The organism is Pseudomonas sp. AF32 (assembly GCF_022342325.2).
GTDB classification, from domain to species: Bacteria; Pseudomonadota; Gammaproteobacteria; order Pseudomonadales; family Pseudomonadaceae; genus Aquipseudomonas; species Aquipseudomonas uvaldensis.
The window spans coordinates 1-20,797 of sequence record NZ_RQJK02000009.1; the positions used below are offsets into that span (position 1 = coordinate 1).

Annotated in this window: 18 protein-coding genes, 1 tRNA gene and 1 rRNA gene; 17 read left to right on the forward strand and 3 right to left on the reverse strand. The window is 60.9% G+C overall.

The genetic code is table 11. From position 1 onward, the window contains the following. From rrf to pgaD, 7 genes are all read left to right on the forward strand, one after another. Positions 1–109, forward strand: a 5S ribosomal RNA gene (gene rrf, locus EGM97_RS10450); the annotation flags it as partial. 194 nt (positions 110–303) lie between these two features. Continuing rightward, positions 304–939 carry an NADH:ubiquinone oxidoreductase subunit N gene (locus EGM97_RS10455; RefSeq protein WP_238965013.1) on the forward strand — a complete coding sequence of 212 codons (636 nt, stop codon included), beginning with the start codon at positions 304–306 and terminating at the stop codon, positions 937–939. Between the two features lie 155 nt (positions 940–1,094). Further along, on the forward strand, positions 1,095–2,603 hold the full coding sequence (locus EGM97_RS10460) for a YdgA family protein (RefSeq protein WP_238965012.1): 1,509 nt from the start codon (positions 1,095–1,097) through the stop codon (positions 2,601–2,603). Positions 2,604–2,844: 241 nt separating this feature from the next. Continuing rightward, entirely contained in the window at positions 2,845–5,325 is a 2,481-nt protein-coding gene (gene pgaA, locus EGM97_RS10465; protein WP_238965011.1) for a poly-beta-1,6 N-acetyl-D-glucosamine export porin PgaA, read from the forward strand. A 12-nt stretch (positions 5,326–5,337) separates the two neighbouring features. Further along, positions 5,338–7,335, forward strand: a complete 1,998-nt coding sequence (gene pgaB / locus EGM97_RS10470; protein ID WP_238965010.1) for a poly-beta-1,6-N-acetyl-D-glucosamine N-deacetylase PgaB — start codon at positions 5,338–5,340, stop codon at positions 7,333–7,335. A gap of 1 nt (position 7,336) precedes the next feature. After that, complete coding sequence (pgaC, locus tag EGM97_RS10475) at positions 7,337–8,692, forward strand: poly-beta-1,6-N-acetyl-D-glucosamine synthase (RefSeq protein WP_238965009.1); 1,356 nt, start codon at positions 7,337–7,339, stop codon at positions 8,690–8,692. Continuing rightward, complete coding sequence (gene pgaD, locus EGM97_RS10480; protein ID WP_238965008.1) at positions 8,689–9,240, forward strand: poly-beta-1,6-N-acetyl-D-glucosamine biosynthesis protein PgaD; 552 nt, start codon at positions 8,689–8,691, stop codon at positions 9,238–9,240. The genes pgaC and pgaD overlap by 4 nt, the downstream gene beginning before the upstream one ends. A gap of 36 nt (positions 9,241–9,276) precedes the next feature. Here the strand turns inward: pgaD and EGM97_RS10485 are convergent, their stop codons facing one another. After that, positions 9,277–10,812, reverse strand: coding sequence for an FAD-dependent oxidoreductase (locus tag EGM97_RS10485; RefSeq protein WP_238965007.1), 1,536 nt, complete (start codon positions 10,810–10,812; stop codon positions 9,277–9,279). 137 nt (positions 10,813–10,949) lie between these two features. On the opposite strand from EGM97_RS10485, the gene EGM97_RS10490 reads away from it, so the two are divergent. From EGM97_RS10490 to EGM97_RS10530, 9 genes are all read left to right on the forward strand, one after another. Continuing rightward, complete coding sequence (locus EGM97_RS10490; protein ID WP_238965006.1) at positions 10,950–11,510, forward strand: YbhB/YbcL family Raf kinase inhibitor-like protein; 561 nt, start codon at positions 10,950–10,952, stop codon at positions 11,508–11,510. Positions 11,511–11,591: 81 nt separating this feature from the next. Beyond that, positions 11,592–11,765, forward strand: a complete 174-nt coding sequence (locus EGM97_RS10495) for a hypothetical protein (protein ID WP_238965005.1) — start codon at positions 11,592–11,594, stop codon at positions 11,763–11,765. Between the two features lie 36 nt (positions 11,766–11,801). Beyond that, entirely contained in the window at positions 11,802–13,127 is a 1,326-nt protein-coding gene (locus EGM97_RS10500) for an MFS transporter (RefSeq protein WP_238965004.1), read from the forward strand. A gap of 131 nt (positions 13,128–13,258) precedes the next feature. Continuing rightward, positions 13,259–13,879, forward strand: a complete 621-nt coding sequence (locus EGM97_RS10505; protein WP_238965003.1) for a hypothetical protein — start codon at positions 13,259–13,261, stop codon at positions 13,877–13,879. A gap of 143 nt (positions 13,880–14,022) precedes the next feature. After that, the gene (locus tag EGM97_RS10510; protein WP_238965002.1) at positions 14,023–14,604 is read left to right on the forward strand and encodes a hypothetical protein; all 582 of its coding nucleotides are present in this window, start codon (positions 14,023–14,025) and stop codon (positions 14,602–14,604) included. Positions 14,605–14,746: 142 nt separating this feature from the next. Further along, positions 14,747–16,414 carry a vWA domain-containing protein gene (locus tag EGM97_RS10515; RefSeq protein ID WP_238965001.1) on the forward strand — a complete coding sequence of 556 codons (1,668 nt, stop codon included), beginning with the start codon at positions 14,747–14,749 and terminating at the stop codon, positions 16,412–16,414. 170 nt (positions 16,415–16,584) lie between these two features. Further along, entirely contained in the window at positions 16,585–17,157 is a 573-nt protein-coding gene (locus tag EGM97_RS10520) for an RNA polymerase sigma factor (RefSeq protein ID WP_238965000.1), read from the forward strand. Beyond that, entirely contained in the window at positions 17,154–17,774 is a 621-nt protein-coding gene (locus tag EGM97_RS10525; protein ID WP_238964999.1) for a hypothetical protein, read from the forward strand. Before EGM97_RS10520 ends, EGM97_RS10525 begins: the two co-directional genes overlap by 4 nt. Positions 17,775–17,899: 125 nt before the next feature. Continuing rightward, positions 17,900–18,265, forward strand: coding sequence for a Wadjet anti-phage system protein JetD domain-containing protein (locus EGM97_RS10530; RefSeq protein WP_477788801.1), 366 nt, complete (start codon positions 17,900–17,902; stop codon positions 18,263–18,265). Between the two features lie 28 nt (positions 18,266–18,293). Here EGM97_RS10530 and rhuM read toward each other — a convergent pair whose 3' ends face one another. Continuing rightward, positions 18,294–18,599, reverse strand: coding sequence for a RhuM family protein (gene rhuM / locus EGM97_RS10535; protein ID WP_238964997.1), 306 nt, complete (start codon positions 18,597–18,599; stop codon positions 18,294–18,296). 274 nt (positions 18,600–18,873) lie between these two features. Continuing rightward, a tRNA-Arg gene (locus tag EGM97_RS10540) sits at positions 18,874–18,950 on the reverse strand. 350 nt (positions 18,951–19,300) lie between these two features. Between EGM97_RS10540 and gabD the strand changes: the two genes are divergently transcribed. Next, on the forward strand, positions 19,301–20,743 hold the full coding sequence (gene gabD, locus EGM97_RS10545; protein WP_053153398.1) for an NADP-dependent succinate-semialdehyde dehydrogenase: 1,443 nt from the start codon (positions 19,301–19,303) through the stop codon (positions 20,741–20,743). Positions 20,744–20,797 lie beyond the last annotated feature (54 nt).

Consider the following 20,797-nt stretch of genomic DNA (forward strand, 5'->3'; position numbering starts at 1 on the left):
ACCATAGAGCGTTGGAACCACCTGATCCCATCCCGAACTCAGAAGTGAAACGATGCATCGCCGATGGTAGTGTGGGGTTTCCCCATGTGAGAGTAGGTCATCGTCAAGATTGAATTCCCAGAACCCCTGTCTGCTGACGTAGACAGGGGTTTTGTCGTTTCAGGGCCGGTAATCGGATGATCACCTGAATGTGCGACCGCCACCGGCAAACCCCGTGGCCATTGCTATGCTTTGAATGTCGAAGGCTCTGCCAGAAACGGAGCCCGCGAGGTCAATGCGTCACTGGTCATGGGGATTCCAATAATGAAAAACCCTTATGCTCCTGGTTTCTGGTGTGCCATCGCAGCATTGGTGCTGCTTTCAGCGACGTATTTCTATGGTGTCATGCTGACTCACCAGATCGAAAAAGCGCTGATATTTCTCGACAGTGCCGCCGCCCTGATCGGTGTTATTTCCATTGCTGTCGTGGCCTGGGCATCGCTACAGGGCCAACGAATCAAGAGAAAACACCTGGGACAAGGCAAGACTTTGCTGTTGATCTGGGACACCAAGGTTGCACTACGTCGGGTCGAGACGGTGTTTGACCGTTACTTCTGGGGCAGCTACTGGCAGCCAGGTCGTACCTTTCAGGAAGTCATGGGAGAGCTGACTGGCACCCCGCTGGAAAAAAGTCTCGAGGCCCTGAAGATCCAATGCGCCGCGTTGGACAAACAAGTTGCACAGGAGGACTGGCACTGGTTGAACAATGCTCGTGAGCTGTGCGATGTCGCCAATGCCATGGCCCGTGAACGCTATCAGCTGGACTTCTGCGACCCCCGCGCCGAGTCATCGGGCGCAGCGGTGATCAATCGTGATTTTGAGGTGTTGGTGTACACCTGGACGGCACGCCTCAGGACCTTCGACCATCAACTGGATGAGATCGAAGTCCAATATTCGTAGACCACCTCTCAAGAATTCGCTTTTCCCCCTTTAAACATTGGGCCTCTACCGGGGCCTGATGGTAATCTCCCCGCACTTCACGGCGTCGAGCCACCCCCTTCGCGGGCCAGGGAAGACGACGACTTTTTAAACCATGGATATCGATCGGGTCACTCATGAATAAATCAGCAAGCGTACTCTTGGGAATCGTCGTGGTTGTCGGTGCGATCAGCGCGGGCGGCGCCTGGTACACCGGCACCAAGCTCGAAGGTGTACTGCAGAACGCAATTGCCGACAGCAACAAGCAGATGACGATCGCCTTGACCGGTTCCAACAGCTCGTCTTCCATCGAGCTGGTTTCGCTGGAGCGGGGGATCTTCAGCAGCACTGCTCGTTATCGCCTCAAGGGTGAAGGCGAAATGTTTGGCGGCGAAGCGGTTGAATTGCAGTTGGTAGACAATATCGAACATGGTCCGCTGCCATTTTCGCGTCTGATGACACTCAAATGGCTACCGGTCATGGCCACAAGCCACACCGAGATCGAGCGCAACCCGTTGACTGAAAAATGGTTTGCCGCCGCCAAGGACAAATCGCCGGTCAAGGGCGTGTTTAACCTCGGTTACGATCAGTCAGTCAACGGTACCCTGGAGCTCCTGCCTCTGGACACCAAGCTGGATGAACAATCCCAGCTTATCTTCTCCGGCCTGAAAATCGACCTGGCTGCCAGCGCCCAGGCCCAGAAGATCAAGCTCGACGGTTATATGGACAGCCTCAAGCTGACCACCGTCTCGGAGGAGGATCAGAGCCCGGTGCAAGTCGAACTCAGCGGTCTCACGCTCGCCAGCAACCTGAGCAAGAGTTCGTATGGGTATTACCTGGGGGAAAACGCCCTGATCCTCAGTAACACCAAAGCCAGCTTCGGTGCAGAGAAGTCGGTGGTGGGCCTGAAGAATCTGGAAATGAGGAACAACAGCACCGAGAGCGGTGCCAGTGCTTCGGGGCGTGCCGATTACAAGATCGGCGAATTGTCGTTCAACGATAAGGCTATCGGCTCTGCACAAATGTCGCTGAGCCTGAAGAACCTGGATGTCCCCGCTACAATGTCGCTGATGCAGCTCTATCAGGCCAAGCTACCGTCTTATGAGAAAGCCGCCGCCGAGGCCGCTGAAGCCGGTGAACCAGCTCCTGAGCTGAACCTGACCGAAGCCGAAGAGAAGCAGGTCAAGGCTGATCTGGAAAAGATCCTGGCCGGCAGCCCGCAAGTGGCGGTGGAAAAGCTGTCCTTCAGCACCCCTAATGGCGAAAGCAGCGCGAGCCTGACCATTAACCTGGCCAAGCCTCAGTCCATGGACCTGCCACCTGATGAGCTGGGTCGGCAGTTGCTTGCGCTGTTGGAACTCAATGTGAAGGTGTCCAAGCCGATGCTGGCGGATCTGGCAACCCTGCAGGCGCAAATGGAAGGCCAGACCGACGCCAAGTTGATCGCCGATCAGGCCACCGCTACCAGCGATATGTTCAGTGCCATGGCGGTGGGGACACAATTGGCGACTCTGGAGGGCAATGACGTGGTGAGCAAACTGCGCTATGCCAACGATCAGGTTGATTTCAACGGCCAGAAGATGACGGTTGAGCAGTTCACCACGTTTGTGATGAATCAGATTGGTGGTGGCGTCGCCGTTCAGTAATTCCCAGCAGCGTCATCCAGAACCGGCCCGTGCATTGCGCACGGGCCGGTTTTTTTTTGGCCCGCTGATAAGTCGCGGCAAATCTGACCGATTCTGAAGAATTGTTGCGCTGCGAAAAGTGACTCGCACAGGGATGCAAGACTAAGCCCATTAGAGCTTGGCTGGGTTCCTTTGATCCGGCTTCCTGTTTGATGGGCAAGGGGGCACTGCGACCCGGCTGGCCATGTAAGGGTGCTGACGAATGCCGCGTACCGTAGGTCCTTTTATTCAATGTGGTTTGCGCCCGTTGTTTAGTGTCGTGCTGTGCAGCCAATTGTGCTGGCCTGTACTGGCGTTTGCCGATACCGCCTATGACGAAGCAGTTCGTGACGCCCGCGCCGGTCACTACACCCCGGCCCTGGATGCGTTGCGTCAGGTGCCGGCCGACCAGGCCAGCACGACGCAGGTCAGCGATCACCTGCAAATTGCCAGTTGGGCCGGCCTTGATGCCGAAGTGGTGCAGGTCTACGAAACCCAGGGGCGCCATCGGACTTTGCCCATCCAGGCCTTGAGCGCAACGGCTCGTGCTTATCGTAACCTCAAGCGCTGGGTTTCGGCTGTGCAGCTGTATCGCCAGGCGTTAGTGACCGACCCGCAGAACCCTGACCTGCAACTCGGCCTGGCGTTGACCCAGGCCGACGCCGGCAAGCCCGACGAAGCTGTCAGTCGCGCCAGGGCCTTGGTCGCCACCCAACCCCACGACCCGATGCGCCGGATGGCCCTGGGCTATGCGCTGACCCGTGCCGGCAATCCGCATGAGGCGCTGTTCGAATACGACCAGGCCTTCACTCGCGCTGGCAACAACCCAGAGATTGCACGGGAATACCTCAACGCCCTGCAACGGGCTCGCCTGCCGGAGCCGGCGCTGCGCCTGGTCCGTCTACAGCCGGGATTGGTGGACCGTGGCGTACAGCGGCGGCTTGAAGGCGATGTGGCCGCTGAGCGGGTTCGTCTGGCGGACATGGCGACCCGTGGCGAAAAAGAGCGGTTTATCATCGCTGACCGTGCCCTGGCCGACTACGACAAATTGCTCGCGACCTGGACGCCGGTGGCCGAGGCTCACGATGATGTGCTCCGCTGGCGAATCGATCGCATGGGGGCCCTCAACGCGCGTGCGTATCGGCCGGAGGTGATTGCCGAATATCAGAAGTTGCGCGCCGAGGGAGTCAGCATTCCCACTTACGCGCTGCGCTGGGTGGCGTCCTCCTATCTCGAACAGCGCCAGCCGGAAATCGCCGTCGAGCTCTATCGCCAGGTCCTGACGGCGCCGGACGCCGATACGGCGGATCGCTTCGAGGACAGCACGGCACTTTATTACGCCCTGCTGGAAAGCGAAAAATCCGAGGATGCCCGGGCTTTGGCTGAAGACCTGGCAAGCTCCCAGCGCCCGCGTGTCGAGCTCAAGGGGTTACCGGTCGGTAACCCCAATGACGAATGGATGGACGCCCAGCTACTCGCCGCCCAGGCCGGCACCTACGGTGCGGATTACCCGTCCGCCGAAGCGCGCCTGAACGCTTTGGTCAACCAGGGACCCGGCAACATCGGCCTGCGCCTGGCCCAGGCCGATCTCTATCGGGCCCGCGAATGGCCGCGACGCTCGGAAAGCCTTCTCAAGGAAGTCGAGACAACGACCCCGCGCAACCGTGACCTGGAGGTCGCCCAGGCCCGTACCGCCATGGAGTTGCAGGAATGGCGGCAGATGGATGCCCTCACCGACGACGTGGTGGTCCGCTACCCGGAGAACGCTCACGTCAGGCGGCTGCAACGTCAGCGCGACGTGCATGATATGGCCGAGCTGCGCATCGAAGCCTACACCGGCAAAAGCTACGATGGTGGCAATGGTGAGGCCGGTGCGGTCACCGGTAGCCGGGATTTCGGCATCGAGACCTTGCTCTATAGCCCGCCCATCGATGAAGACTGGCGGCTGTTTGGCGGCGTCGGCTATGCCACGGGCGATTTCGAGGAAGGTACCGGCCATCATCGCTGGCAGCGCCTTGGCGTGGAACGACGCACTCGGGACATGACGCTTGAGGCGGAGGTCTCCAACCATGCCTATGGTTCCGGTGATAAACAGGGCGCACGCCTGGCGGTGGCGCGGGATATCGACGATCACTGGCAGTACGGCGGCAGCCTGGATTACCTCTCGGCGAACACACCGTTGCGGGCGCTCAATAGCGGTATCCGCGCCAATGGCGGCACTGGCTTCGTTCGCTGGCGTGCTCATGAAAGTCGCGAGTGGCGACTCACCGTGAGCCCGTCCCATTTCAGCGATGGCAATAATCGTCTCGAAGCATTGCTCAGCGGTCGCGAGGGCCTATACAGCGCGCCTCGACTGCAAGTGGAGTTGGGCCTGGAAGTCAGTGCCAGCCGCAACAGTGGAACCGACGAAGTACCGTACTTCAATCCCAAGTCGGACCTCGGTGTGATGCCGACCCTGAGCGCCAACCACGTCTTGTACCGTCGGTATGAAACCACCTGGAGCCAGCAATTTCAGATTGGCGCCGGTACCTACAGCCAGCGCGACCATGGCACCGGTGCCATGGGATTGCTCGGCTACGGACAACGTTTCATCTGGAACGACGTACTGGAGGCCGGTGCCGCGCTGAGCTGGCTCAACCGCCCTTACGACGGCGATCGCGAAAGTGATCTGCGCCTGCTCGTCGACCTCACCTATCGCTTCTAGAAGAGTTTGAAGATGCCTGTCATTTCGCGATTCATCCTTCTGCTGGGCGTTTTGCTGGTCAGCGCCTGCGCCCAGCAGGCCCCGGCGTTCACGCCTCCTTCGCAGCGTCCGTCGGCGCCCAATGAAGCCCCATGGCCGAAAAATCACGTGCTCGGTATTGCCTACCACGACGTGAACGACCGCGATCCGGACCAGGCGCTGGTGGCTGTGCGCACCGAGCGTCTGATCGAACAGCTGGCGTGGCTGCGGGAGAATAACTATCAGCCGGTCACGGTGGACCAGATCATCGCAGCCCGCAACGGCGGCCCGCAACTACCACCCCGGGCAGTGTTGCTGAGTTTCGACGACGGTTACGCCAGCTTCTATACCCGCGTGATGCCGATTCTGCGCGCTTACAACTGGCCGGCGATCCTGGCCCCGGTGGGTAGCTGGGTCGATACACCATCGAACCAGGCTGTGGACTTTGCCGGAGTGCCGCGCAAGCGTTCGGAGTTCCTGACGTGGGAGCAGATCCGTGAAGTCTCCCAGTCTGGCCTGGTGGAAATCGCCGCTCACACCGATGCCAATCACAAGGGCGTGCTGGCCAATCCGCAAGGTAACCAGCAACCCGCGGCGACCACCCGCCGCTACGATCCCTCCACCGGGCGCTATGAAACCGAGGCTGACTTCCAGGCGCGCCTGCGCAAGGACGTGGCAGCGATTTCCGAGAAAATCCGTAAGGTCGCCGGCTACAGTCCGCGCGTCTGGGTCTGGCCGTACGGGGAAGCGGACGGCACCGCGCTACAGGTGATTGGCCGTGAAGGCTATCAAATGGCCCTGACCCTGGAGGATGGCCTCGACAGCCTCGATAACCTGATGAGCGGGCCGCGTTTTCTGGTGTCCTCCGATCCGGATGGTGCGCACTTCGCTGAAAGCATCGTTTCCGTGCAGACGATGGACCCGATGCGAGTGGTTCATGTCGATCTGGATTACGTCTACGACCCGGACCCCGTCCAACAGGAAGCCAACGTTGGCAAGTTGGTCCAGCGCATCTATGACTTGGGCGCGAACACTGTATTCCTGCAAGCCTTCGCCGACCCGAAAGGTGACGGCCTGGTGCATTCGCTGTACTTCCCCAACCGTCACCTGCCGGTACGGGCCGATCTGTTCGATCGGGTGGCATGGCAGTTGAAAACCCGAGCGAACGCCAAGGTCTTCGCCTGGATGCCCGTGCTCGGTTTTGCCCTGGACCCGAAGCTGCCGCGCGTGCAGCGTTGGGACCCGCAGACCGGCAAGACCGACATTGCCAGGGACCAGTACGTACGCCTGACGCCATTCGATCCGGACGTGCGCAAGGCGATTGGCGAAATCTACGAGGACCTGGCGCGGATGAGTTCGGTGGATGGCGTCCTGTACCATGACGATGCGGTGTTCTCCGACTTCGAAGACGCCGGCCCCGCCGCCCTGAAAGTCTATGCCGCCAACGGGCTGCCGACGTCCATCGCAGCCCTGCGCGACGACCCGGTGGCCATGCAACGCTGGACCCGCTTCAAGAGCCGCTACCTGATCGACTTCACCCACGAGCTGACCGCCAGGGTCCGGGCGATTCGCGGCCCGCAGGTGCTCACGGCCCGCAATCTGTTCGCCGAGCCGATGCTCAATCCCGAAAGCGAAGCCTGGTTCGCCCAGAATCTCGACGATTTCCTTGGCGCCTATGACTGGACGGCACCAATGGCCATGCCGCTGATGGAGAAGCAGACCCGCCGGCAGTCCGGCCCCTGGCTCGAACGCCTGGTGAGCACCGTCAAGGCTCGCCCCGGCGCGCTCAAGCGCACGGTGTTCGAACTGCAGGCCCGTGACTGGCACAGCCAACCCGCCACTGACATCGATGGCGCGCAACTGGCCGAATGGATGGGGCTGCTGAAACGCCAGGGCGTGACGAGTTTCGGCTACTACCCGGACAACTTCATCGAAGACCAGCCCGCCGTGAAAACCGTGCGTCCTGCGCTCTCCAACAAGTGGAATCCTTGACATGCTCGACAGACTGCTCGCCCTGCTGGTGCTGGCGATTGTCCTTGGCGTACCCCTGGGGCTGATTTTCCTGGTCACCGGGCAATTCCTGATGGACTTCGTATTCTTCTATCCGCTGTTTATGTCCGGGTTGTGGATCGCCGGCGGCCTGTATTTCTGGCTGCATTGGGAACGCCACTGGCCGTGGGAAGACGACACCCTGCCGCCACCCCTGGCCGGTGAGCCGCTGATCAGCATCCTGGTGCCGTGCTTCAACGAAGGCGATAACGTCGCCGACACCATCCATGCCGCTTTGGGGCAGCATTACCCGAACATCGAAGTGATCGCCATCAACGACGGCTCCAAGGACAACACCGGTGCGGTGCTGGATCAGTTGGCGCTACAAGACCCGCGCTTGCGCGTGCTGCACCTGGCAGAGAACCAGGGCAAGGCCGTGGCCCTGCGCATGGGCGCCATTGCCGCACGCAGCGAATACCTGGTGTGCATCGACGGCGATGCGTTGCTGGCGCCCAATACCTGCGCCTATCTGGTGGCGCCGATGCTGGACAACGCCCGCCTTGGCGCCGTGACCGGCAACCCAAGGATCCGTACCCGCTCCACCCTGGTGGGCCGGGTCCAGGTAGGCGAGTTCTCTTCGATCATTGGCCTGATCAAGCGTACACAGCGGGTCTTCGGGCGAATCTTCACTGTCTCCGGCGTAATCGTCGCTTTCCGGCGCACCGCCCTGCACCGGGTTGGCTACTGGAGCCCGGACATGATCACCGAAGACATCGACATCAGCTGGAAGCTGCAACTGGATCACTGGAGCATCTTCTACGAGCCTCGCGCACTGTGCTGGATCCTGATGCCGGAAACCCTGCGCGGTCTGTGGCGGCAACGGCTGCGTTGGGCCCAGGGCGGCGCCGAAGTGTTGTGCAAGAACATCCGTGGCATCTGGCAATACCGTCATCGTTACCTGTGGCCGCTGCTGTTCGAGTATTGCCTGTCCACCGGGTGGGCGTTCACCTTCCTGTTGTCGGTGGTCTTCTGGGGTGTTGGCAAATTCGTCGAGATGCCGGCCGCCATTGCGGTGCACCACCTGATGCCGCCGGCCTTCACCGGGCTATTGCTGGCGGTGGTGTGCCTGATGCAGTTCGCAGTGAGCATCCTGATCGATCGCCGCTACGAAAAAGGCCTGTGGCACATCATGTTCTGGGTGGTCTGGTATCCGCTGGTGTTTTGGCTGATCAGCCTGCTCACGACCTTGGTGAGCTTTCCGAAAGTGTTGTTCGGGCAGCATCAGAAGCGTGCGCGCTGGATCAGTCCGGATCGCGGCATCAAACCGTTCGGTGAGGAAGAAGAGGAGGTGATCCGATGAAGATTATCAGGACCCGGCAACGCCCTTTTCTGGTGGTGATCGATGTCTGTTTCACCGTGTTGGCATGGATCGGGCTGTTGTATCTGCTGATCACCGGCTTATGGCCACTGTTCGACAGTCAGGCGGGGCCACGATTGGGGGGCGCATGGCTGGAGACCCTCGGGACGTTGCAGATCTACGGTTGGGTGGCGCTGGTCAATGCCGCCATCCTGATCGGTTGGGCGCGATATCAGCAGCGCAAGAGTGGCCGTTTCGCCCAGCGCCGGCTGCCGGCGCCAGTGGTGGGTGATCAGGATTTGAGCAACAGCTTCAAGTTGTGCGACGAGCGCCTGGGCACCTTGCGCCAGCCGGGCTCGAAAGTTATCCACAACAACCAGGACGGCGAAATCAGCCATGTGGTGCCGCACGTCCAACCCCTACCGTCCGTTGTGGGAGCGGGCTTGCCCGCGAAAGCGCCGGTTCAGCCTGCAATGATGTTGCCTGACACACCGCTTTCGCGAGCAAGCCCGCTCTCACAAGCGGTCGACGACAACACTGTGGGAGCCTAGCTTGCTCGCGATGGCGTCTGCACGGGATCCGCGTCGTCAGGACGTCGAAAAATCGCGAACCAGCCGCCACGCCTCGTCCACCGGTAACGGTTGTTTCATGCGCTGGGCGAGGGCTGCCATGGCCCGGCCTTCATCGCAGGCCACGGCGGCGGCAACCAGGCCATTTTTGCCGAGCAAGCCAATAAAGGGCGGATGCTCGGGTGAGCCTTTGAACTGCACCTCATCCCACTGTTCGGCATGACCGAGGTAGTCATAGCGTTTGCCGAAGTGATAGGTCCAGAAAAAAGGCACGTCCAGGTAATGTTCGTCGGCGCCGAGCATGTTCGCCGCGGCGATGCGCGCCTGTTGCTGGGCCAGGCGCCAGTGCTCGATGCGTTGGGGCTGGCCGTCGAGTGGAAAAGTCGCGATATCACCGACCGCCCAAACCCCATCGGTCACGCGCATGCCCGCGTCGACACGCAAGGACTGATCCTTTTCCCCCGGCAGGTCGGTAAACGGCTCGGTGGCCGGGCGCACTCCGACGCCGACGATCACCAGGTCTGCCCCGAAGCGCTGGCCGTTATTCAGCACCACGGCTTCCACCCGGCCGGTGCCTTCGATGCGCACCGCCTGGCCATCGGTGTGATAAACGACGCCATTGGCGCGATGCCGGGCCAGGATCGCCTGACCGACGCTTTCGCCCAACTGCTTGGCGAACGGCACGGGATGGTGGCCCAACACGGTCACGCTCAGCTCCCGCTTGCGCAATGACGAGGCGACTTCCATGGCAATGAAGCTGTCGCCAATGATCACCGCCCGTTGGCCTGCCCGGGCGTGGTCGACGATCTGTCGGGTATGTTCCAGGTTGCGCAGTACGAACACCTGCGGCAAATCGATGCCTGGCAGATCCGGGATCCTGGGCGTGCCGCCGGTGGCGATCAGGGCGGCGTCGTAGTCCAGCGCCTGGCCGTCGGCGAGGTGGATCTGACGAGCGCTGCTGTCGAGGCCCGTGACGTCGCCCTGGATCCGTTCGATACGTTGCTGGGTGAAATAAGCTTCATCTCGAAGAGACGGTGTCTCGTCGACCTTCATGTCGCCGGCCAGCACGTACTTGCTCAGCACGGTACGGTCGTATCCGGCCCCGGCTTCGCGATCGATCATCTGGATGCGACCGCCAAACCCTTTCTCTCGTAACGCCGCCGCGCAAGCCGTGCCGGCAGCCCCGGCGCCGATGATGACAAACGTGCGCGAGTCATCGGCCGGTGGGATCTTCTCGGCCGGCAGTGGTTGGTCGTCGACCCAGACATCGTCGCCCCGTATCTCGACGTGATAGCGCGCCAGACTGTCCAAGGCCGGCGGTTCGCACAGGGCGCCGTCTTCAGCCCGGAATGCCGCTTTGTGCCAGGGACAGATCAACCTTCCATGACACACCGCGCCTTTGGCCAGCGGTGCTCCGGCGTGCGGGCATTTGCCCTGGAAGGCACGCACTTGGCCGCCTGCGCGCAGCAACAGGATAGCGGTATCGTTGATCTTGACTTCGAGGCCGCGGTCCTCGCGCACATCAGCGAAACGGGCGACATGATGCACAGGCATGATGGCTCTCCGGCAGGCGTTTCCCATTGGAACCGGGGGACGGCGCGAGGTTCAGCGCAATTGTCACTGCAAGCCGATGGGCGCTGCGGCTATAGTTCGCAAGCCGTCCATGGCCTGAATCGCATAAGGTGCCCGGTATGACTCGATTGACCTCCCTCACTCCCTGGCTGGCCGCCGTCGCCCTGGCGTTGTGCGCACAGGGGGCCGTCCAGGCCCAGGAGCGTTTCACCCTCAGCATCCCTGGTGTGTCGGACGACCGCCTCTTCACCGCAGCGGCTGCCAACGACGCGAACAATTGCGGCGGCAAGAACATTTCGCCGGCCCTGAGCTGGAACGCCGGCCCGCCCGGTACGCTCAGCTACGCCATCGTCATGCATGACCCGGACGGCCAGAAAGGCCAGGGGGTCGACCATTGGGTGCACTACGGCATCAAGGCCTCCACGCGGCAGATCCCGGCGGGCGTGGGTGCCAAATCCGCGCTGGAAGGCGTCAGCGGCACCAATAGCAGGAATACCCCTGGTTATATCGGTCCTTGCCCGCCTATCGGCGATAGCGCCCATCACTACCTGATCCAGATCTACGCACTGGACCTGCCACCGGAAGCCCTGCCTGCAGGCCTGACGCGCGCTCAGTTGATGGAAAGGATCAAAGGCCACGTACTGCGCAACAGCAGCGTGGTGCGTCGTTACCACCGCTGACCAAGCCACCCGCCACAACATTGGCATCGCGCGCCAAAAGCGAGCACTATCGAGCCCCTGTTCACATGCCGGAGGATGGCGATGACACAGAAAACCGACGGCATCGCCCGGCTGAAGAACTGCCCCACCAAAGGCGACGAAATCCGCCGTGCAATCGCGCGCAGCCGCAAGGACTTCCTGCCGGAAGACGAGGCCGAAGACGCCGAACCGGGCCAACCGCCGGTTCCGCCCATGGACAACCGGAGCGACGACTGAACGGTCGTCCTCTCTCAACCTTTGTGCTATCTGCCTATGACTGACACAACGCTTCTGCCAAGCGACCGATTCAGCCGGTCCGACTACAAGACCCTGGGCCTGGCCGCCCTGGGCGGTGCGCTGGAAATCTATGATTTCATCATTTTCGTTTTCTTCGCCCTGACCCTCAGCCAGTTGTTTTTTCCGCCGGAAATGCCCGATTGGCTGCGTTTGCTGCAAAGTTTCGGGATCTTCGCCACCGGTTATCTGGCGCGCCCATTAGGCGGCATCCTCATGGCGCACTTTGCCGATCGGTTGGGACGCAAGCGGGTATTCAGCCTGAGCATTCTGATGATGGCGCTGCCCTGCCTGCTCATCGGGGTGATGCCGACCTACGCACAAATCGGCTATTTCGCTCCCCTGTTGCTGTTGGCGTTGCGCATCCTGCAGGGCGCGGCGGTGGGGGGCGAGGTACCGAGTGCCTGGGTGTTCGTGGCCGAACACGCACCGACGCAGCATCGTGGCTACGCGCTGGGGTTCCTTCAGGCCGGGCTGACCTTCGGCTACTTGCTGGGCGCCCTGACCGCCACGGTGCTGGCACGGCTGTTCACCCCCACGGAAATCCTCGACTACGCCTGGCGCCTGCCTTTTCTGCTGGGAGGCGTCTTCGGCGTGATCGGCGTCTGGCTGCGCCGCTGGTTGAGCGAAACGCCGATCTTCATGGCCCTGCAAGCCAACCGTGACGGCGCTGCGGAGCTGCCCCTGCGCACGGTACTGCGCGACCATCGCCACGCCTTGTTGCCCGCCGCTATTCTCACCTGCGTGCTGACCTCCGCCGTGGTGGTGTTCGTGGTCATCACCCCGACAGTCATGCAAAAGAGCTTTGGCATGACGCCGGGGCATACTTTCGCCTTGAGCAGTCTGGGCATCGTCTTCCTGAACATCGGCTGCGTTCTGGCCGGCCTCATCGTCGACCGCTTCGGTGCCTGGCGCACCGTCATGCTTTACAGCCTGCTGCTGCCGGTGGGTATCGCGTTGCTTTACGCCAGCCTGATCGGCGGCGGTGCCTGGCTGGGCCTGGCCTACGCCGTGGCTGGCCTGGGGTGCGGTGTTGTGGGCGCGGTGCCTTCGGTGATGGTCAACCTGTTCCCGGCGAAAATCCGCGTGTCCGGTATCTCGTTCACGTACAACATCGCCTACGCCCTCTGGGCCAGCATGACGCCGCTGCTACTGATAGCGCTGGTGCCTTGGAGCCCATGGGTGTGCGTGGGGTATTGCGTCGTGATGGGCGCGGTGGGGGTAGGCGCGGCGATGTATTTCCCTGTCAGGCATCAGAACGCTGCGCAGGCATCCTTGGTTTGTGGTTCGGGAAACATCCTGTAGAGCACAGCTTGCTCGCGATGGGGATCCCGCAATCGATAGAACCGACAATCAAAAAGTAACGACGCGGGCCAGCCATGGGCATTTACCCGCGTTGTGTCGCCTCATACTCGTTCTGACTAAGGAGTAGTCCGATGAAACTGCGTCACCTGCTCGGCCCGATGGCCACTCTCATAACCTGCGCCAACACTTACGCGGCAACACCGTCATTTGAAAAATTCCTTGCCTGCGATGCGAATTCCCTGGCAATCGTCAGCCAGCCTGCGTTCAAGCAGCATATCCCCAGCGGGCTCGAAAACGGGCAGGTCAAGCTCAATGGCGGGACCAAAACCGATTTGGGCCACCGCTGGATTTTCGACAAGCCTGTAACTGTCGAAGGTATTGCCCTGACCGGTTTCTTTGCCGAAGACGTTGATTTGATGGGATCTCGGGTCATCAACTGGGGTTTTTACACCCAGCAGGATCCCGCCGAACTCTATTCGCTTGTTCACGAGGTCGCCGGGGCAGACTTGGCAAAAGTCAACGGGATCTACGCTCGAGCCCAGATCTGGTCCCACAAGCAATCCGCCTGGGTGCCGGAAAATGGTGACAGCACCGCAGGCAAGCTAGTGACCGATACGGCGGAGCGGATTCTAATGGTTGAGCCGGGCCCTGAGGACCTCGCCAAGAGCAGCAAGGGGATGTTGACGTGCTCGGTTCAAGGCAGCGTCACCGAGGCCATGCTCAAGACCACCCGACCTGACCTGATCAAGTAAGCAGAAGCGGGCCACGTCATCCCGATGAGGGTGGCCCTTGTTGTCTTCAACAGTCTACACGGCGGCGAAACGGCTTGAGAATCCTTCAAGACCTCGTAAACTGCTGCCGTTGTGCCACTATTCCTTCAGGGACGATTTCAAACATGCGCTTTTTTGCCGCAATCCTGGCCCTTTGCCTTATGACGGGCTGTGCTTCGAAACCCGATTACTACATTTCCCCCAATCCCGTGACGATCCCCAAGACTGCCACCTATTGGGTCGACACGTTCAATGTCGAAGTCGTGGGCAAGAACGAACGTTTTCTTCCTGATGAAAAGGTCCGTGATCAACTGCACTCAGACCTGATCGTCCGCCTGCTCGACGGCAATCGTTATGCCGACAGCAAGGAAACCGCCGATTACCTGCTGGATGTGAACGCCGTCTATACGCGCCGTATCCAGGACACCCAAGGCGGCTTCATGAACAAAATCGTTGCCGATGGTACGTACCTCGCCAGCGTCGATTTCAGCTATGAGGTCAAGGTCAAGAAGGCCGGCGCCGAAGTGCTGCACTTTGCCCAGGCGCGACAGGGGCTGATGCCGGGGGGCGCGGTAGGCCAGATGCACAATATGAAAAGCATGCTGGGGGCATTGACCAACAAGGGTAATTCCGATGTCGAGGGCTATTACACCGGTCAACTGAGCCGCTTTATCGCGGATGATCTGCAGGCCATTCCGTCCCGCTAGTCACCTCGTCTGCCTGGTTGCCCGCCGGTGACCAGGTCCTGGGGTTTCAACGCTCAGAAATTATTTTCCGGTCGTTAACCCGAAACCGCGTTATACCTCGTCTGAGCTTGTGAACGGATCATCCACTCACGAGGTTCAACCCATGTCCCGCCCACATCCATTTCTACGTCCCGCTGCCCAGGGCTTTGCCGTGACCTTGTTGGCGGCACTGGCCGGCTGTGGATTGTCTGCCTCCCGAGAGGCCCCCAAGCCGGTCGAGCCGGTGGCGCCCAGCCCTGTACCGCAAAGCGAGGCGGCCTACACTCGCCAACCGATGGGCAAGCTCATGGCCGCCCCCGCATCGATGGTTGCGCCGAGCGTGACGAACGATGCCATCGCTGGGGATTACCGCACCGAGCCGCGGGAACAATATGAGAGGCTGCCGGATAACCCTGTCCATAGCGTTGCCGAAACGCCCGTGTCGACCTTCAGTGTGGATGTCGATACCGGCAGTTATGCCAATGTTCGGCGCTTTCTCAATCAGGGCAGCCTGCCGCCCGAAGGGGCCGTAAGACTGGAGGAAATGGTCAATTACTTCCCCTACGATTACGCGCTGCCCACCGACGGTACGCCGTTTGGCGTGACGACAGAGGTGGCGCCTTCGCCCTGGAATCCTCACACCCGTTTGCTGCGCATCGGCATCAAGGCGTCCGACCGTGCCGTGGCGCAACTGGCGCCGGCCAACCTGGTATTCCTGGTGGATGTTTCAGGTTCCATGGACCGTCGCGAAGGCTTGCCGCTGGTCAAGAGCACGCTCAAATTGCTGGTGGATCAACTGCGCGACCAGGACCGTGTCTCGCTGGTGGTGTATGCCGGCGAATCGCGGGTGGTGCTCAAGCCCACTTCGGGGCGTGACAAGGCAAGCATTCGCAACGCCATCGATCAACTGAACGCCGGCGGCTCCACGGCGGGGGCCTCGGGTATCGAGCTGGCGTATCAAATGGCGCGGGAAAGTTACATCGACAACGGCATCAATCGCATCCTGCTGGCCACCGATGGCGATTTCAACGTGGGCATCAGTGACTTCGATAGCCTCAAGCAGATGGCGGTGGACCAGCGCAAGAGCGGTGTGTCCCTGACAACGCTGGGCTTCGGTGTGGATAACTACAACGAGCATCTGATGGAGCAACTGGCCGACGCCGGTGACGGTAACTATGCCTACATCGACAATCTGCTCGAAGCGCGCAAGGTCCTGGTGGACCAGCTCAGTTCCACCCTGGCGGTGGTGGCGAGAGACGTGAAGTTGCAGGTGGAGTTCAACCCCGCCCAGGTCAGTGAGTATCGCCTGTTGGGTTATGAGAACCGGGCGCTGAAGCGTGAGGATTTCAACAACGACAAGGTCGATGCCGGGGAGATCGGCGCCGGGCATACGGTGACGGCATTGTACGAAATTGTTCCAAAGGGTGAAAAAGGCTGGTTGGAGCCGTTGCGCTATGGCAATACCCCCGCGCTGGATGGCAAGGCAGGTGAGCTGGCGATGTTGCGCGTGCGCTACAAGCTTGCCGAGGGTGGCAGCAGCCGTTTGATCGAGCATCCCATTGCCGCCACGCAGGGCGAAGGCAAGGCCAGCGACGATCTGCGCTTCTCGGCCGCTGTCGCCGCGTTCGCCCAGCAGCTCAAGGGTGATGGGCGCTACACTGGCGCGATGAGCTTGAAGGACACCGCTCAACTGGCCCGCTCTGCCCGGGGCGATGACCCGTTCGGGCTGCGTGCCGAATTCGTACAGATGGTCGAGCTGGCCCAGAGCCTCAAGCCTGTGGCCAAACACTGATCCGAAGCACAACGAGGACCCATTGTGGGAGCGAGCCTGCTCGCGATAGCGTCGGATCAGTCGACGATACTGTTGGCTGGTCCACCGCCATCGCGAGCAGGCCCGCTCCCACAGTTGGCCCTTGTTGCCTGCAAGACCGTGCGTTCACACGAAAGGAGTTCGCCACCCACATGTCCGCTCAGATGGACCCACCCAGCGACGAATCGCTGCTGGCCCGCTACCGCAACGGCGACAGGGCCTGCTTTGAAGCCCTGTACGCCCGTCATCGACAGGGGCTTTACCGTTTCCTCCTGTCCTTGAGCAACAAAGCCGAACTGGCCGAAGAAATCTTCCAGGACACCTGGCTCAGCCTGATCCGCAGCACCACCCAGCCACAGGGCCGGGCGAGCTTTCGGACCTGGTTGTTCCAGATTGCCCGTAATCGCTTGATCGATCACTGGCGCAAACACGGCGTCCACAACCCGCTGCACGACAGCTACGACGAGCAGCTTCACGTCCAGCCCGACGACACCGGCAGCCCCGAGCAGCAGTTGAGCCTGAGCCGTGACCAGGCTCGCCTGGAGGCCGCGTTGCAAGCTCTGCCCGAAGACCAGCGGGAAGTCTTCCTGTTGCGCCTGCACGGTGACCTGGAGCTGCCACAGATCGCTGCCCTGACCGGCGTTCCGCTGGAAACGGTGAAAAGCCGCTTGCGTTACGCCCAGCAGAAATTGCACCGCCTGCTGGCCGAGGAGGTACCCGCATGATCGATTCCAAACACACCCCGGATCCCAATGAAGATGCGATGATCGAGCATTTCCGCCAGCACGCCGGCGGCGAACCGCCCGCGCACTTGGATGCCGCCATCCTGGCCGCCGCGCACCGCGAAGCGCCGGCTCCCAAGCCAAGCCTGTGGCAACGCTGGCTCCAGGTCTGCCAACGGCCACCCTGGCAAATGGCATTCGCCACGGTTGCCGGCGTGGCGCTGATGATTGGGTTGGTGATGCGCTCACCGGTGCCCCACGATGAGCTGGCCGCACCGGCCTCGCTGGATGATTCCGCCGACCGCCAGGCGCCGGTCACTGCCGCCGCGCCAGCACCGGCCATGCCGGCACCCGCGCCGATGGCCCGCATGGGCCCCCAGGCTGAAATGACCCAGGTTCCGGACAGCTTCGCAGGCCAGCTTCAGGCGGATAAGCCTGCGGCGAAGATGAGCAAGCAGGCCCCCGCTGCGCTGCCGTCGTTGGAGGAGGAATTGGCGGATGTTCTGCGCCTGCGCCAAGCGGGAGAGGCCCAGGCTGCGGATGAAAAGCTGCTGGCGCTGCACAAGCGTTTTCCCGAGGAGGATCTGCCTGCGCGGTTGGAGGCGTTGCGAAAGCGTTAGGGCCCGATGATCTCCCACGTTCTGCGTGGGAGATTCAAATCATTCTTCCTTAAGCGCTGTTTCGTAACTGGCAGAGAAAGTCGTCAGATCCGTGCCCAGAACGAAGCACAAATCTCGCAACTGAACTGTATCCAACCTTCTCACCCCTCGCTCCACATCACTCATCTGCGCACCTAGCCGGAAAACAGGTCGCGTACTGGGGCGACATGGATACCTGGGGCTTGCTGATGCTGGCGCGAGCGAGACTCTATCAACCCGCAGTCCAGGCACTATTGATGGAACAGGAGCTGTTTGAACAGCACTCATCGGGTAACGCAGTCGTTGAGCCAACCAAAGCTCTGGAGTCGGCTCCGCCTGGTTTGCTGGCTGACGAAGCGGGTTTCTATCGGTATCTGCTGGTGCAAGAACGAGGACGTCTCGAGCAGGAGTATCTGCCAAAGGCACGAGTGGAGCGGGCTATCAGGGAGTGGGCTCGAAAGATCCCTGTATAGAGCTGCTGATGGGGGAGTCAACGGATGCTCAGCCGCTGTTGAGTAAACTTCCTTCTTTCAGCCGGGCATCGTCCATCACGAAACCCTTCTGCAAGTACTCACCCAGGGTGCGGGTGGCCCACTGACGGAACTGAGTACCACGCGTTGAGCGCACCCGGTAGCCTACGGCGATAATCATCGGCAGGGCGTAAAGATGGGTCAGGTAATCTTTGCCATCGGCGGCAGTAGTAAACTTCTGGTTTACAACTGCCCGTGGAGCCAGTTCCCCATCAGTGATGATGGCTTGGATATGCTTGCCAATGTTCTGCTTGCTGGTCTGGTACAGCTCGGCCATTTCCAGTTATGTCAGCCAGACTTGGCCATCCATTTCACGCAGGGTGAACTGCGCCAGACCGTCTTCTGTGCTGTAGAGAATTAGCTCGCTATTTGCCATCAGGCGATCTCCAGTTCATCTCCCTTGACGGCGCTTCCGGTGAGCAGTAGTTGCATAACTGCTACCTTTTCCTGCCGATTTTAAGATCGAGAGATAATCAGAAACGGCAGAGCCCGCACGGAGCGGGCTCTGTCGAGCGTTTCGTAGACATCTATAGACAACTAGAAACAATATCTGGCGCACCAGGCGGGATTCGAACCCACGACCCCTGCCTTCGGAGGGCAGTACTCTATCCAGCTGAGCTACTGGTGCAACGCGGGCGCCATGATACTCATAAGCATGCCGGGCGTCCATGCTGCTGATTCGCCGGTGTTTTCCTGCTTGTGTACGGGCATCGGCTACGCTGATCAGAAAAAACAGGCAAATACGGCTTTTTTGTTCTTTTTTTCGAACAGCCTATTGTCCTTCACCCCTATCGGCCCTAGGATTCGTTTGAGATTTCAAACGCTCTTGTCTGGGTGCTGAACCGCACGTCTATGCTTGTTGTGCGTTATTTCTGTGCTTCAGCCCGGTGAATGATTTCCCTGACGGCAGCCCATAAGGCGCCTTTCTACAACTCTAATTCGCTCCGCGTGCGCGCGGTGCTGTTAAGGAAAGCCGACATGCAGCTTAAAGACACCCAGTTGTTCCGCCAGCAAGCCTTTATCGATGGCGCTTGGGTCGATGCGGACAATGGTCAGACAATCAAGGTCACCAACCCGGCCACGGGTGAAGTATTGGGTACCGTGCCGAAGATGGGCGCTGCCGAAACCCGTCGTGCAATCGAAGCCGCCGACAAGGCGCTGCCGGCCTGGCGTGCGCTGACCGCCAAGGAGCGCGCCAACAAGCTGCGCCGCTGGTACGAATTGCTGATCGAAAACCAGGACGACCTGGGTCGCCTGATGACCCTGGAGCAGGGCAAGCCGTTGGCCGAAGCCAAGGGCGAAATCGCCTACGCGGCATCGTTCATCGAGTGGTTCGCCGAAGAAGCCAAGCGCATTTATGGTGACGTGATTCCCGGCCACCAGCCTGACAAGCGCCTGATCGTGATCAAGCAGCCCATCGGCGTGACTGCCGCCATTACCCCGTGGAACTTCCCGGCCGCGATGATCACCCGCAAGGCCGGCCCGGCCCTGGCCGCCGGTTGCACCATGGTTATCAAGCCGGCCTCGCAAACCCCATTCTCGGCCCTGGCCCTGGTGGAACTGGCGCACCGTGCCGGCATTCCGCAAGGCGTGCTGAGCGTGGTCACCGGCAGCGCCGGCGACATCGGCGGCGAGCTGACCAGCAACCCGATCGTGCGCAAGCTGTCGTTCACCGGTTCGACCGAGATCGGTCGCCAGTTGATGGCCGAATGCGCCAAGGACATCAAGAAAGTCTCCCTGGAACTGGGCGGCAACGCGCCGTTCATCGTGTTCGACGATGCGGACCTGGATAAGGCCGTCGAGGGCGCGATCATTTCCAAGTACCGCAACAACGGCCAGACCTGCGTCTGCGCCAACCGCCTGTACATCCAGGATTCGGTGTATGACGCCTTCGCCGAAAAGCTCAAGGCCGCGGTCGCCAAGCTCAAGATCGGCAACGGTCTGGAAGACGGCACCACCACCGGTCCGTTGATCGATGAAAAAGCCGTGGCCAAGGTCCAGGAACACATCGCCGATGCCGTCGGCAAAGGCGCGACCGTGCTGGCCGGTGGCAAGCCGATGGAAGGCAACTTCTTCGAGCCGACCATCCTGACCAACGTGCCCAAGGATGCCGCCGTGGCGAAGGAAGAAACCTTCGGCCCGCTGGCGCCGCTGTTCCGCTTCAAAGACGAAGCCGAAGTGATCGCGATGTCGAACGACACCGAGTTCGGCCTGGCCTCGTACTTCTATGCCCGCGACCTGGGCCGAGTGTTCCGTGTGGCCGAGGCCCTGGAATACGGCATGGTCGGCGTCAACACCGGGTTGATTTCCAACGAAGTCGCTCCGTTCGGCGGCATCAAGGCCTCGGGCCTGGGCCGTGAGGGTTCCAAGTACGGCATCGAGGATTACCTGGAAATCAAGTACCTCTGCCTGGGTATCTGATCCTGCTGCAAGCGCGAAGGGCACGAGAGCGCTGTCCCTTTGCGCCGTTTCAAA